The organism is bacterium (assembly GCA_036524115.1).
Classification (GTDB): domain Bacteria; phylum JAUVQV01; class JAUVQV01; order JAUVQV01; family DATDCY01; genus DATDCY01.
On record DATDCY010000237.1, the window covers coordinates 1 to 14165 of the forward strand.

At 71.4% G+C, this 14165-nt stretch carries 11 protein-coding genes; 8 read left to right on the plus strand and 3 right to left on the minus strand.

The features are described 5' to 3' along the window. The 3 genes from VI078_11460 to VI078_11470 all read left to right on the plus strand — a co-directional run. Nucleotides 1-274: hypothetical protein (locus tag VI078_11460; GenBank protein HEY5999899.1), on the plus strand; the 274-nt coding region annotated here is incomplete at its 5' end. A gap of 1 nt (nucleotide 275) precedes the next feature. Then, entirely contained in the window at nucleotides 276-3017 is a 2742-nt protein-coding gene (locus VI078_11465) for an ATP-binding protein (protein HEY5999900.1), read from the plus strand. Further along, nucleotides 3014-4435 carry an NUDIX domain-containing protein gene (locus VI078_11470; protein ID HEY5999901.1) on the plus strand — a complete coding sequence of 474 codons (1422 nt, stop codon included), beginning with the start codon at nucleotides 3014-3016 and terminating at the stop codon, nucleotides 4433-4435. The genes VI078_11465 and VI078_11470 overlap by 4 nt, the downstream gene beginning before the upstream one ends. 45 nt (nucleotides 4436-4480) lie before the next feature. Here VI078_11470 and lhgO read toward each other — a convergent pair whose 3' ends face one another. Then, entirely contained in the window at nucleotides 4481-5680 is a 1200-nt protein-coding gene (lhgO, locus tag VI078_11475; GenBank protein ID HEY5999902.1) for an L-2-hydroxyglutarate oxidase, read from the minus strand. A gap of 179 nt (nucleotides 5681-5859) precedes the next feature. Here lhgO and carB point away from each other — a divergent pair, with 179 nt between their 5' ends. Further along, nucleotides 5860-9060 carry a carbamoyl-phosphate synthase large subunit gene (gene carB / locus VI078_11480; protein ID HEY5999903.1) on the plus strand — a complete coding sequence of 1067 codons (3201 nt, stop codon included), beginning with the start codon at nucleotides 5860-5862 and terminating at the stop codon, nucleotides 9058-9060. A gap of 19 nt (nucleotides 9061-9079) precedes the next feature. Here the strand turns inward: carB and VI078_11485 are convergent, their stop codons facing one another. Beyond that, nucleotides 9080-10009, minus strand: a complete 930-nt coding sequence (locus VI078_11485; GenBank protein ID HEY5999904.1) for a hypothetical protein — start codon at nucleotides 10007-10009, stop codon at nucleotides 9080-9082. A 140-nt stretch (nucleotides 10010-10149) separates the two neighbouring features. On the opposite strand from VI078_11485, the gene VI078_11490 reads away from it, so the two are divergent. Further along, entirely contained in the window at nucleotides 10150-10995 is an 846-nt protein-coding gene (locus VI078_11490; GenBank protein HEY5999905.1) for a lysophospholipid acyltransferase family protein, read from the plus strand. Further along, the gene (locus VI078_11495) at nucleotides 10992-12548 is read left to right on the plus strand and encodes an ASKHA domain-containing protein (GenBank protein HEY5999906.1); all 1557 of its coding nucleotides are present in this window, start codon (nucleotides 10992-10994) and stop codon (nucleotides 12546-12548) included. The genes VI078_11490 and VI078_11495 overlap by 4 nt, the downstream gene beginning before the upstream one ends. A 50-nt stretch (nucleotides 12549-12598) precedes the next feature. Here VI078_11495 and VI078_11500 read toward each other — a convergent pair whose 3' ends face one another. After that, the gene (locus VI078_11500; protein HEY5999907.1) at nucleotides 12599-13144 is read right to left on the minus strand and encodes a class I SAM-dependent methyltransferase; all 546 of its coding nucleotides are present in this window, start codon (nucleotides 13142-13144) and stop codon (nucleotides 12599-12601) included. Nucleotides 13145-13372: 228 nt separating this feature from the next. Here VI078_11500 and VI078_11505 point away from each other — a divergent pair, with 228 nt between their 5' ends. After that, complete coding sequence (locus VI078_11505) at nucleotides 13373-13810, plus strand: hypothetical protein (protein ID HEY5999908.1); 438 nt, start codon at nucleotides 13373-13375, stop codon at nucleotides 13808-13810. A 49-nt stretch (nucleotides 13811-13859) separates the two neighbouring features. After that, nucleotides 13860-14165, plus strand: a 306-nt coding sequence (locus tag VI078_11510; protein HEY5999909.1) for a hypothetical protein, incomplete at its 3' end; no start/stop codon positions are given.

Consider the following 14165-nt stretch of genomic DNA (forward strand, 5'->3'; position numbering starts at 1 on the left):
AGCCCCCGGGACCGGCGGCGCGGCCGGCAGCGCCGCCGCGCGGCGGCGCACGGGCGAGCGGCTCGCCGCCCTGTTCGTGGTGGGCGTCGCGCTGCTGAACTTCCCGCTGCTGTCGGTCATCCGCGGCCGCAGCCCGGTCGCCGGGCTGCCGGCGGCGTTCGTCTACCTCTTCGTCGTCTGGGCCCTGCTCGCCCTCGCCACGGCGCTCGTGCTGCGTCGCCGGGGGGCCGAGCCGCGGGACGGCGGCGACGAGCCGCGAGCAAGGCGGCCCTGACGTGCTCCAGCACTGGTTCATCCTCCTGGTGTCCTTCGGGTACCTCGGCCTGCTCTTCGCCGTGGCCTACTACGGCGACAAGCGCGCGGACACCGGCCGCTCGATCATCAGCAACCCGTACATCTACACCTTCTCGATCGCGGTCTACTGCACGGGCTGGACGTTCTACGGCAGCGTGGGGCGGGCCGCGGCCGAGGGGGTGAGCTTCCTGCCGATCTACCTGGGGCCGACGCTCGCGGCGATCCTCTGGTGGCTGATCCTGCGCAAGATCATCCGCCTGAGCAAGACCTACCACATCACGAGCATCGCGGACTTCATCGCGTCGCGCTACGGCAAGAGCTCGGTGATCGGCGGGCTGGTGACGCTGATCGCGGTCGTCGGGATCATGCCCTACATCGCGCTGCAGCTCAAGGCGATCTCGGCGAGCTTCAACGTCCTGTTCCACGACCGCACCCTCGCGGCCGGGGAGGTCAGCCTCGGGCACGACACGGCGCTGTACGTCGCGCTGATCCTCGCGCTCTTCTCGATCCTCTTCGGGACGCGGCACATCGACGTCACCGAGCGCCACGAGGGCATGGTCGCGGCGATCGCCTTCGAGTCGATCGTCAAGCTCCTGGCGCTCACGGCGGTGGGGGTCTTCGTCACGTGGGGCCTCTTCGGCGGCCCCGCCGACCTGTTCCGGCGGGCCGCCACGCTGCCGGCGGCGGCGCGCCTGCTGGACATCGGCTGGCGTCCCGGGCAGTACGCCTCGTGGGCCGCCCTGACCTTCATCTCCATGACCGCGATCATGTTCCTGCCGCGGCAGTTCCAGGTGCTGGTCGTCGAGAACGTGAACGAGGACCACGTGCGGACCGCCGCCTGGCTCTTCCCGCTCTACCTGCTCGCGATCAACCTCTTCGTGCTGCCGATCGCCGTCGCGGGGCTGCTCACGCTCGGCGGCGGCGCGGCGGACGCGGACATGTTCGTGCTCTCGCTCACCGTCGGGGGCGGCAAGTGGCCGCTGGCGCTCTTCGCCTTCATCGGCGGGCTCTCGGCCGCCACCGGCATGGTGATCGTCGAGACCATCTCGCTCTCGACGATGATCTGCAACGACCTGCTCATGCCCGTGCTGCTGCGGCTCAAGGTGCTGCGCCCCGGGCGCATGGGCGCGACGCTGCTGGCGATCCGCCGCGGCGGCATCGTCCTCGTGCTGCTCCTCGGCTACCTGTACTTCCGGCTCATCGGGGAGTCGTACGCGCTCGTCTCGATCGGCCTCGTCTCCTTCGTCGCGGCCGCCCAGTTCGCGCCGGCGATCCTGCTGGGCATCTACTGGAAGGGGGCCAGCCGCCGCGGCGCGTTCGCCGGCCTGCTGGGAGGCTTCGCCGTCTGGACCTACACGCTGCTGCTGCCCTCGCTGGCGGGGTCCGGCTGGCTCCCCCAGTCCCTCGTGGAGCCCGGACCCTTCGGCCTCGCCGCCCTCGGGCCCTATCACCTCTTCGGCCTCACGGGCTTCGACCCGATCACGCACGGCGTCTTCTGGAGCCTGCTCTGCAACATCGGGCTGCTCGTCGGGGTCTCGCTCTTCGGCCAGCAGGGCGGGCTCGAGCAGTTGCAGGCCGCGATGTTCGTGGACGTCTACCGCACCCGCGCCGCCGCCGGCGGCGAGACGCGGCTCTGGCAGGGCACGACGCGCGTCAGCGATCTCAAGGAGCTGGTCGCGCGCATGGTCGGCAAGGAGCGGGCCGAGCAGGTCTTCCAGGCCTACGGCGCGCAGCATCGCGTCGAGCTGCAGGACGAGATGCTGGCGAGCGAGAGCCTGGTGGCGTTTGCGGAGCGCGAGCTGGCGCGCACCGTCGGCGCGGCGTCGGCGCGGGCCATGATCTCCTCGATCATCGAGGGGGAGGCGCTGAGCATCGAGGGGCTGATGAAGATCCTCGACGAGACCAGCCAGGTCATCGAGTACAGCCACCGGCTGGAGGAGAAGTCCCTCGAGCTCGAGGCGGCCACGCGGGAGCTCCAGCACACCAACGAGCGGCTCAAGGAGCTCGACCGCATGAAGGACGAGTTCGTCTCCACCGTCAGCCACGAGCTGCGCACGCCGCTGTCCTCGATCCGCGCCTTCTCCGAGATCCTCGAGGACGAGCCGGACATGGACCCGCAGCAGCGCCAGCAGCTCTCGCGGATCGTCGTGCAGGAGAGCGAGCGGCTCAGCCGCCTGGTCGACCAGATCCTGGACTTCACGAAGATCGAGTCCGGCGCCTACCAGTGGGCCCACGAGCGCGTGGACCTCGTCGCCGTCGTGGACGAGGCGCTCTCGGCCACCGGCCAGCTCGCGCGCAACCGCGCCATCGAGGTCACGCGGGAGGTGGCCGCGGGGTCCCTGACGATCACCGGCGACCGCGACCGGCTCGTGCAGGTCGTGATCAACCTGCTCTCGAACGCGATCAAGTACTGCGAGCCGGGAACGGGGCGGGTGCGGCTGCGTCTTGCGGGCACGGACGCGCAGGTCAGGCTGGAGGTCGCGGACAACGGACCGGGGATCTCGCCCGAGCAGCAGGAGCGCATCTTCGAGAAGTTCCACCAGATACGCGACACCGCGCGGGGCAAGCCCCAGGGCTCCGGGCTCGGCCTGGCGATCTGCAAGACGATCGTGGAGAACCACGGCGGCCGCATCTGGGTCGAGAGCGCCCCCGGCGCCGGCTCGACCTTCATCGTCACGCTTCCGACGGGGGCGGGGCACCGGCCGGAGGACGCACACTCATGAACGGCCGGCAGCCTCGGACGCCCCCGAGCGCCTCGAGCTTCTCGAAGGCGGAGATCGAGCAGGCGTACCGCGACCTCGATCTGCACCAGGCGGCCAACGTCATCGTCTACGGCCACTCGGTCAATCGCCGGGACATCCGGGACTTCGCGCTCCGGGGCGTCGACTTCAGCCGCGTCCGCAACATCCTCGACCTCGGGTGCGGCTTCGGCTTCTCGACGCTGGGCTTCCGCGGGAAGCTCAAGCCGGGCACGACCATCGTCGGCCTCGACGTGCAGGAGGCCTACCAGCAGCCGTTCCTCCAGGCCTGCGCCTCGGTCGGGGCCATCGGGGAGTTCCACGCCTCGGACGTCGCGGAGCTGGCGACGTACCCCGCCGGCGCCTTCGACCTGGTCTTCTCCTGCTACTCGCTCTACTTCTTCCCGCAGGCGGTGCCGGACATCGCGCGCGTGCTGACGGGGCACGGCACGTTCGTGGCCGTGACCCACAGCCAGGAGACCCTGGCCGAGCTGATCCGTCACATCCCGCCCACGCTCGAATCGCTCGGAATCAAGGTCCCCGAGCTCCTGGGGATCCAGAAGCTGCTGCGCACCTTCTCGAGCGAGAGCGGCGAGGAGCTGCTGCGGCCCGGCTTCGCGTCGGTGGAGCGGCGGATCTTCCCGAACCGGCTGCGGTTCGCGCCGGAGGAGACGCGCCACATCGAAGTCTATCTCGCGATGAAGAAGCACCTCCTGCTCAAGGAGGTCTACGACGCCAGCCCCGACAGCGTGGGGGCGGCGCTGAACCAGGTCATGGCGGCGGTGGCCGCCGAGGCCGCGGCGCGCGGCGGGATCGAGTTCAAGAAGGACGACGCCGTCTTCCTCTGCCGCGGGCCGCGCGTGGCGGCGCGGGAACGGGGGGTCGGCGACGGGCCGCGCCACTGCGCCGTGTGCGGCAGCGCGCTCGAAGAGCGCAAGATCGAAGGGCGGATGCGACTGCTGTGCGCGGCCTGCGGCACGATCGCGTACGAGAACCCGCTGCCCGTCGCGGCCGCCGTGGTGACGAACGAGCGCGGCGAGGTGCTGCTGGTGCGCCGCGGGCGCCACCCGCTCAAGGGGATGTGGTGCCTGCCCTGCGGCTTCGCGGAGAAGGAGGAGCAGATCGAGGAGGCGGCGCTCCGGGAGCTGCGGGAGGAGACGCACCTGCGCGGGCGGATCGTGCGCCTGCTCGACGCCGTGACCGCGCGGAACTACTTCTACGGCAACCTGGTGATGATCACCTTCGAGGTCGGCGGCGTGACCGGCGCGCCGGCGCCGGGCGACGACGCGGCGGAGGTGCGCTTCTTCCCTCCGGACGCCATCCCGCCGCTGGCCTTCCCCTGCCAGGAGCGGGCGATCCGGCGGCGGGCGACCGACCCCTGCGCGCCGGGCGACATCCTGTAGGCGGGGATCGGCCGGCGGCCCGCCGGCGCCGCGATCCGCACCGGGTCAGTCCAGCTGCGCGAGCACGCGCTCCGCGATGACCCCGCCGATCGCCAGCGAGGCCGTCGCGGCGGGAGACGGCGCGTTGACGACGTGGAGGATGCCCTTCGCCTCATCGAAGCGGAAATCCTCGACGAGCTTCCCGTCCGGCGCCATCGCCTGGGCGCGCACGCCCGCGCCGCCCGTCTCGAGGTCCTGCTCGCGCACCTCGGGCACCAGCCTCTGGAGCGAGCGGCAGAACTCGCGCTTCGAGCGCGAGCGGCGCAGCTCGTACCAGGACGTGCGCGGGTAGGCGGCGAGGAACCGCCAGAGGCCGGGAAAGAACGCGGCCTCGAGCGCGTCGCGCAGCTCGAAGGCGCCGCGGCGGTAGCCCTCGCGCGCCAGGGCGAGGACGGCGTTCGGTCCCGCCTCCACCCCGCCGCGGATCAGCCGCGTGAAGTGCACGCCGAGGAAGGGGAACTTCGGGTCGGGCACCGGGTAGATCAGGTTGCGCACGAGGTGCCGCCGGTCCTCCCGCAGCTTGAAGTACTCGCCGCGGAAGGGGACGATCCTCGCCGAGGGCTTCAGCCCGGATGCGCGGACCAGCCGGTCGGCGTGCAGTCCGCCGCAGGTCACGACGAAGCGCGCGGAGAGGTCGCCCGCGGTGGTCGAGGCGGTCCAGCCGCGGCTCTCCGGCACGAGGCGCAGGCAGCGCGCGGACAGCCGCACCTCGCCGCCGCGCGCGCGGATCAGCCCGCCGAGCGCGTGCGCGACCGCGGGGTAGTCGACGATCCCCTCCTGCGGCACGAGGATCGCCGCCAGGCCCGCCGCGTGCGGCTCGATCTCGCGGAGCTGCTCCGGCCCGACCCGGCGCAGGCCGATCAGGCCGTTGGCGGCGCCGCGCTCCCAGAGCGCCTCGAGGCGCGGCAGCTCCGCCGGCGCGGTGGCGACCACGACCTTGCCGCAGGTCTCGTGCGGGACGCCGTGCTCGCGGCAGAAGGCCAGCATCCGGCGCAGCCCTTCGACGCAGAGGCGCGCCTTGGCCGAGCCGGGGCGGTAGTAGAGGCCCGCGTGCAGGACGCCGCTGTTGTTGCCGGTCTGGTGCGCGCCCAGGCGCGGCTCCTTTTCCAGCAGCGCCAGCCGCAGGCCGGGGCGCGCCTCCAGCAGCCGGTGGGCGGTGGCCAGCCCCACGATCCCGCCGCCGACGACGATGACGTCCAGGCTCACAGTCGCGTTCTCCCAGCCATGCCGCGCGATCTTCCGTCGTCGTCGCCGGCGAAGTCAACAGCGGTTCCCTTCGCCGCGCCCATCGCCTATACTCCCGGGTCGATCCGCCGGGGGCTTTCCGTGGGCACGACTGCAGCACCCTCCCGCCGGCACGCGGGGGGAGGAAGGAGATCTTCGCCATGCCGCGCAGGGACGACATCCGCAAGGCCATGATCATCGGCTCGGGCCCGATCGTCATCGGGCAGGCGTGCGAGTTCGACTACTCCGGGACCCAGGCGTGCAAGGCGTTGCGGGGGCTCGGCTACGAGATCGTGCTGGTGAACTCGAACCCGGCCACGATCATGACCGACCCCGGGATGGCGGACCGCACGTACATCGAGCCGCTGACCGCCGCGTACATGGAGCAGATCATCGCCCGGGAGCGCCCCGACGCGCTGCTGCCGAACCTCGGCGGCCAGACGGGCCTCAACCTCTCCTCGGAGCTCGCGCGCACCGGCGTGCTCGGCAGGCACGGCGTGCAGATCATCGGCGTGCAGGCCGACGCGATCGAGCGCGGCGAGGACCGCATCGAGTTCAAGAAGACGATGGAGCGCCTCGGCATCGAGATGCCCCGCAGCGCCCCCGCCTACAGCGTGCAGGAGGCCGAGCAGGTCGCCGCCGACCTCGGCTTTCCCGTCGTCGTCCGCCCCGCCTACACCATGGGCGGCACCGGCGGCGGCCACTGCTACAACGTCGAGGAGCTGCGCGTCGTCGCCGCCCGCGGCATCGCCGCGAGCCTCGTCGGGCAGATCCTCATCGAGGAGTCGGTGGTCGGCTGGGAGGAGCTCGAGCTGGAGGTCGTGCGCGACGCCAAGAACCAGATGATCACCGTGTGCTTCATCGAGAACGTCGACGCGATGGGCGTGCACACCGGCGACTCCTACTGCACCGCGCCGATGCTGACCATCGCACCGGAGCTGCAGGCGCGCCTGCAGAAGCACTCCTACGACATCGTCGAGGCGATCGGCGTGATCGGCGGCACGAACATCCAGTTCGCGCACGACCCGCGCACGGGCCGCGTCGTGATCATCGAGATCAACCCGCGCACCTCGCGCTCCTCGGCGCTCGCCTCCAAGGCGACGGGCTTCCCGATCGCGCTGGTCTCCGCGAAGCTCGCCGGCGGGCTCACCCTCGACGAGTTGCCCTACTGGCGCGGCGGCACGCTCGAGCGCTACGCGCCCTGGGGCGAGTACGTCGTCGTCAAGTTCGCGCGCTGGGCCTTCGAGAAGTTCCCCGACGCGGCCGATCGCCTCGGCACGCAGATGCGCGCGGTCGGCGAGGTCATGAGCATCGGCAAGAACTACAAGGAGGCGCTCCAGAAGTCGATCCGCTCGCTCGAGCAGGGGCGCTACGGCCTCGGGTTCGCCAAGGACTTCCACGCGAAGCCGCTCGAGGAGCTGATGGACCTGCTCGCCGAGCCGACGAGCGAGCGCCAGTTCATCCTCTACGAGGCGCTGCGCAAGGGCGCCGACCTCGACGAGCTCTTCCGGCGCACGCACATTAAGCGCTTCTTCCTCGAGCAGATGCGCGAGCTGGTGCAGCTCGAGGAGCAGGTCCTCGCGCACCGCGGGCGCGCCCTCCCCGACGAGCTGCTGGTGCGCGCGAAGAAGGACGGCTTCGCCGACCGCTACCTCGCGAAGCTGCTGGCGGTGCCCGAGCGCGAGGTGCGCGAGCGCCGGCTGGCGCTTGGCGTGCGGCACGCCTACCAGGCGCTGCCGGTCAGCGGCGTCGAGAACGCGGCCTACTACTACTCCAGCTACAACGCCCCCGACGAGGTCCCGGTGAGCGCGCGACGCAAGGTCATGGTGCTCGGCGGCGGCCCCAACCGCATCGGCCAGGGGATCGAGTTCGACTACTGCTGCGTGCACGCGGCGTTCGCGCTGCGCGAGGCCGGCCTCGAGACGATCATGGTCAACTGCAACCCGGAGACCGTCTCGACCGACTACGACACCTCGGACAAGCTCTACTTCGAGCCGCTCACCGTCGAGGACGTGCTGGCGATCCACGAGAAGGAGCGGCCCGAGGGGGCGATCGTCCAGTTCGGCGGGCAGACGCCGCTGAACATCGCGGCCGAGCTGGCTGCCGCCGGCGTGAAGATCCTCGGCACGACCCCGGAGGCCATCGACCTGGCCGAGGACCGCGACCGCTTCCGCGCGATGATGGAGAAGCTGGGCATCCCGATGCCCGAGTCCGGCATGGCGACGACGGTCGCCGAGGCCCTCGCGGTGGCCGCGCGCATCGGCTACCCGCTGATGGTGCGCCCCTCGTACGTGCTGGGCGGGCGCGGCATGGAGGTCGTGCACGACGAGGGGATGCTGCGCCACTACATGGAGCAGGCGCGCGGGGTGACGCCCGAGCGGCCGATCCTCATCGACCGCTTCCTCTCGGACGCGATCGAGGCGGAGGCCGACGCGATCGCCGACGGCACCGACGCCTTCGTCCCGGCGGTCATGGAGCACATCGAGCGCGCCGGCATCCACTCCGGCGACTCGGCCTGCGTGATCCCGCCCGTGAGCATCCCGCCGAAGCACCTGGCGACCATCGAGGACTACACGCGCCGCATCGCGGTCGCCCTCAAGGTCGTCGGGCTGATGAACATGCAGTACGCGATCGAGCGCGACGTGGTCTACGTGCTCGAGGCCAACCCGCGCGCCTCGCGCACGGTGCCGCTGGTCTCGAAGGTCTGCAACATCCCGATGGCGAAGCTCGCGACGCGGGTCATGCTCGGCGCGAAGCTCGCCGACCTCGGCCTGCGCCGGCGCCCGGTGCCGCACTTCGGCGTGAAGGAGTCGGTCTTCCCGTTCGCGATGTTCCCCGAGGTCGACCCCGTGCTGGGCCCGGAGATGCGCTCGACCGGCGAGGTCCTCGGCCTGGCGCAGAGCTTCGGCATGGCTTTCGCGAAGTCGCAGGAGGCGGCGGGGCAGCGGCTGCCGGTGGAGGGGACGGTGCTGATCACCGTCGCCGACGCCGAGAAGGAGCAGTCGGTCGCGGTGGCGCGCCGCTTCGCGGAGCTGGGCTTCCGCATCCTCGCCACCGGCGGGACGCAGGCCTTCCTCGCCGGCAAGGGCATCGCGTGCGAGCGCGTCGCCAAGCTCCACGAGGCGCGCCCGGACATCGTCGACGCCATCAAGAACGGCGAGGTCCAGATCGTGATCAACACCCCGAGCGGCCGCCGCGGCAAGCGCGAGGACGCCTACATCCGCCAGAGCGCGATCAAATACCGCATCCCGTATGTGACCACGATCGCCGGGGCGCTGGCGGCCGTGGAGGGGATCGCCGCCGTGCGGGCGCAGCCGCCGACGGTCGTCTCGCTGCAGGAGTACCACGCGGGCATCGGCTAGCGTCGCGTCCCCTCTCCCCTCAGCGGTCCTGCATCTGCTCGTCCGGCCGCCGCGGCGGGACGTACGGCGGCCGCCAGCCGCCGCCGGGCTGCTCCGGCGCGTACCCGCCGCCGTCGAACGGGCGCGGGCGCGGTCGCTCCTCGGGGAAGTCGTAGTAGACGATGACCGCGTCGCGGACCTCGTACATGCCGCGGTCGTAGCGGAAGCGGACCTCCTGCACCGGGTTGCTGCGGCGCTGGCCCATGCCCGTGCCGGCGCGCTGCTGCGCCTCGGCGGCCGGCGCCGACGGGGCGGCGGACCTCTCCATCGCGCCGCGCCCGTCCGACTCGGGGCCGCCGCGCCACCCGCCCGTCCGGCGCGGGCGGCTGATCACGACCGGGTTGTCGTCGTAGTAGTCGTCGAGTGCGCGCTGCGACCAGAAGTAGGCCACCCCGATCACGCCGCAGTTCACCGAGAGATCGCGCCCCCAGGCATCGCTGCGCCACGAGGCGTAGGAGCCCTCCCGCGACGTGAAGACGAAGCGCCGCGCCTCCTGGTCCGACACCTGCCAGCCGTCGATGTCGACGAAGGAGAAGGGCTCGATGATCCACTTGCTCCCCCCCGCGGGCGAGCCGGGGTCGCCGCTGATGCTGTTGAGGCCGTCGATGCTCAGGTTCGCGGCGACGGGCACCGGCAGCGGGTTGTGGATGCGCACGCGGTACTCCTCGCCGGGGAACGCCGTGACGAAGGGGCGCCCCCAGCGGCTGCCCTCGGACTTGGCGCCGCCGCGGTCGGAGATCACCTCGACGGCGAAGGTGAAGGCGTAGGGACGGCTCTCGTGCCACTGGCGGTCCCCGTCCACGATCCGGGTCCGAGCCTGCACGGTGACGGTCTTGTCCGCCGCCCGCGCCGGGAGGGCGAGGCAGAGGAGGGCGAGAGCCAGAATCGTGCACTGCTTTGTCCGTTCCATGGTGCGCTCCTTTCTTGAGGCCGCGTCCGGGACGGCCGTCCCGCCCCTCGCCGATGAAGAGCGCCGCCGGCGGGAAAATGTTCCCGCCCGGGGTATACTCACGCGCCGGGAAGGCATTTCTTCGGAAGGAGGCAGGTTTCGTGGCTGAGGGAGGCATCGCCGGTCCGCGCGCCGGAATCCCGTCGCCGGAGTTCGTCGACGGCGTCTACCGCACCGCGGCCCGCGAAGGCGGCTGGTTCGCGCGGACGTTCCCCGGCCTGCGCTTCTATTCGCTGGCGGGCCCCATCGTCTGGCGGGCCAGCCGGCTTGCGCGGCGCGGGCTGTACGGCGATGCCGAGTGGTCCGGCAGCAGCCTCGCCATCCTCCGCGCCCTCGAGGCCGCCGGGGTGCGGCTGGAGATCGCCGGCGCCGACCACTTCCGGACGCTGGACGGCCCCTGCGTCTTCGTCGGCAACCACATGAGCACGCTCGAGACCTTCGTGCTGCCGTGCCTCATCTGCCCCTCCCGGCGCGTGACCTTCATCGTGAAGCGGGAGCTGACGCGCTACCCCGTCTTCGGCCACGTGATGCGCGCGCGCGACCCGGTGACCGTCGGCCGCGCGAACGCGCGCGAGGACCTCAAGGCGGTGCTCGAGGGCGGCGCGGAGCGGCTGCGCGCCGGGATCTCGATCATCGTCTTCCCGCAGACCACGCGCACGCCGGTCTTCGAGCCCGCCGCCTTCAACACGATCGGCGTCAAGCTGGCGAAGCGGGCGCAGGTGCCGCTCGTGCCCGTCGCGCTGAGGACGGACGCCTGGGGCAACGGGCCGATCGTCAAGGACATCGGCCGGATCGACCCGGGCAAGCAGGTGCGGATCGAGTTCGGCGCGCCGCTCGCGGTGCAGGGTGCCGGCGGGGCCGAGCACCAGCAGGTGGTGGACTTCATCCGCGAGCGCCTGCGCGCGTGGGGCGGGACCATCGCGGACGACCCCGCCTCCGGCCCATGAGCGCGATCGACGGGCCGCTCCTTCGCACGCTGCGGCTGCGGCTGCCGGCGCCGACGGCCGCGGACCATGCCGGGGACCTCGACCGCGTGCTGCGGGGACTGGCCGCCGCGGGTTTCCCCGACGTGCAGGTGCCGCTGCCCGTCGCCGCGGCGCTGCCGGAGACGCTGCGGTCCGCGGGCTTTGCCGTGGACGCGACGCTCGCGGTCGTCCCGGCACCGACGCTGCTGCGCGTGGCGCGGGCCGGCGAGGGCGGGCCGACCCTCGGGCTCGCCGTGGACCTCGGCTCGACGAACATCGTCGCCGCGCTGGTTGACCTCGACTCCGGCGAGACGCTCGGCGAGCGCTCGGCCCTCAATCCCCAGGTGGGGCAGGGCGAGGACATCCTCGCGCGCACGCATTTCTGCCGCCAGCCCGGGGGCATCGCGCGACTGCAGGGACTTGCGGCAGGCGCGATCGCGTCCCTGGCGCGGGAGCTGGCGCGGGCCGCGGGCGCGGAGCCGGCGCAGATCCGCTGCGTCTCGGTGGCGGGAAACACGACGATGGCGCATTTCCTCCTCGGCCTGGACCCCGCGAACCTCTGCCGTGCCCCGTACGTGCCGGTCGCCAACCGCTTCCCGGTGGCGCGCGCAGCCGAGCTGGGGCTCGGTGTCGACCCGCTGGCCCCGGTGCTGGTGCTCCCGAACGTCGGCAGCTACGTCGGCGGGGACGCGCTCGCCGGGGCTCTGGTCGCGGGCATGCACGAGCGCGAGCGCGTCTCGCTGCTCGTGGACATCGGCACGAACGCGGAGATCATCGTCGGCAACCGCGAGTTCCTGCTCGTCGGCGCGGGCTCCGCCGGGCCGGGCCTGGAGGGCGGCGTCGTCCGCGACGGCATGCGCGCGGCGCCCGGTGCGATCGAGCGCGTGGCGATCGACCGCGGCTCGTTGCTGCCCTCGTATCACGTGATCGGCGGCGGGCGCCCGTCGGGCATGTGCGGCTCGGGCCTGATCGACCTGGTGGCGGAGCTGTTCCTCGCCGGCATCGTCGACTCGCGCGGGAAGTTCGTCGCGCCCTCGCCGAGCCCGCGCGTGGCGGTCGAGGGCGGCGTCGCCCGGTTCGTCGTCGCCGGGGCCGCGGAGACGGCGACGCGCAGGCCGATCGCCCTCACGCAGCCGGATCTCGACAACCTCATGCTGAGCAAGGCGGCGATGTACACGATGCTCACCGTCATGACGGAGGCGGCGGGCGTGTCCTTCGAGGAACTGGAGAGCTTCTTCATCGCCGGCGCCTTCGGCGCGTACGTCGCAGCCGACAAGGCCGTGGCGATCGGCATGGTCCCCGACATCCCGCTCGAACGCTACCGGCTGGTCGGGAACACCTCGCTCGCGGGGGCCAGGCGCGTGCTGCTCTCGGCCGCGGCGCTCGGCGAGATCGAGCGGATCGGCCGCGCGATGACCTACGTCGAGATGAACGAGAGCCGCGAGTTCATGGCCGGCTTCACGGCGGCGCGCTTCCTGCCGCACACCGACCTCGGGCGCTTCCCGAGCGTCAGGGAGCGCCTCGCGCGCGGCTGAGGGACGTTCAAGCCGCGGCCTGGCCTCTTCCTGCGTGCGGCCCCGGCACGCTAGCGCGCGAGCAGGGCCGCACGGCTCAGCCGTATCCGCGGTCGCTCGATGATCCGGAGCCCGGCCCGGGCGGCGGCGGCCATCTCCTCTTCGAAGAGGCGCTCGCCGACATGCCAGGTGGGTTCGGCGACCAGGAAACGGCCGGCGGGAGCGAGAAGGCCGGCGATCTCGCGGCAGAAACCCTCGGCGGACGGGGTTTCGTGGAGCATCCAGAAGGCGAGCACGAAATCGACCGGTCCCGCTACGTCGCAGAGATCGGTCCCACAGCGATGGGTCGTGATCCGGCCGGCGAGCCCGGCGCGGCGGGCGCGGCGCTGGACGATGGCGAGCGCCCGCTCCTGGACGTCCGCGGCGATCACCCGGCCGGCAGGGCCCACCAGGCTCGCCATGCCGAGGGAGAAGTGACCGATGCCGCAGCCGACGTCGAGCACGGTCATGCCGGGGCGCACCCAGGTCCCGAGGACCTCTCGCGGGGGGTGGAGGAGGCGGCGTAGCGGGTTGTCGAATGAGTAGGCCAGCCACCAGGGGCACACGCGCTCCGCCATGATCGTTCCATGATAACAGCCGGGAAGGCCGGGCCCGCGCAGCGAGTCCGGCTCCCGGGCGCGTTTCCTGCCGCACACCGACCTCGGGCGCTTCCCGAGCGTCCGGCGGCGCCTCGGCCTGGGCTAGAGGCGCCCCCTCCGGCGCCGGGCTTTACAGCCACGGCGCGCACATGCATAGTTGCCCCGCGCGGCCGCATCCGGCTGCGCTCCGCGAGCGGGGGGGAGACGGTGAAGACCAGGCTGACCCTCAGGCCGGGACAGAAGGGGACACGCCGCCTTTGCGAGCAGTACGGCGAGCGGCTGGTGTGCGTGCGCTACCGCTACGACGACGCGCGGAAAGTGCGCCTGAAGACCGTCGAACTCATTGTCGGCGAGGTCCCCTGGTGGTACTGCCGCCCGTGGCGTCCGATCCCCTTCGACCAGAGAGTGCTCGTCGCCATCCAGTACGGCGAGCGGGAGCTGGGGCGCAAACTGAAGGCCGCCGGCGGCATCTGGCGCCCGGCGCACAGGGCCTGGGAAGTGCCCTACCACGTCGCCGAGCGTCTCGGCGTCCACGGCCTGGTCCTCGTCGAGCGGGCGCCACATCGGAACAACAAGGGGCCTTGGCGGCCGAAGCCGCCGGACGCATCTACCCATAGATGCGCCGGGGGCGTAGGTAGTCACTAGGCGTAGATGATCCGTTCAATACACTGTTGGGCGAGAGAACGATAGAACCATGAAACGGTTCATAGCCGCATTCCTATTATCCTATCTCATGGTACCGGCGATTGCGTCGGCTGAGATCTCTATTCAACAACTAGTTCCCGTTGTCCAAGGCAAAGTGCCCGGGGTCGAATGGAAGCACGACAAGCTCCTCGTTGGGGATATTAACTGTGATGGTCAAGATGACTATGTGATTCAAGCTTTAACAAGTCAGCGCGTCTACATTGCGGTCATACTGGGACCGTTGTCGACTTCCTCTAGCGTAATTGTTCTCAACTTCGGAGTTGGGAGCGATCGTTATCAAGACTCACTGACCGAG

What these genes read in the sequence shown, in the direction of transcription:
- VI078_11470 (HEY5999901.1), top strand. Translation starts at nt 3,014, where the DNA reads ATGAACGGCCGGCAGCCTCGGACGCCCCCGAGCGCCTCGAGCTTCTCG.
- carB (HEY5999903.1), top strand. Translation starts at nt 5,860, where the DNA reads ATGCCGCGCAGGGACGACATCCGCAAGGCCATGATCATCGGCTCGGGC.
- VI078_11485 (HEY5999904.1), bottom strand. Translation starts at nt 10,009, where the DNA reads ATGGAACGGACAAAGCAGTGCACGATTCTGGCTCTCGCCCTCCTCTGC.
- VI078_11495 (HEY5999906.1), top strand. Translation starts at nt 10,992, where the DNA reads ATGAGCGCGATCGACGGGCCGCTCCTTCGCACGCTGCGGCTGCGGCTG.
- VI078_11500 (HEY5999907.1), bottom strand. Translation starts at nt 13,144, where the DNA reads ATGGCGGAGCGCGTGTGCCCCTGGTGGCTGGCCTACTCATTCGACAAC.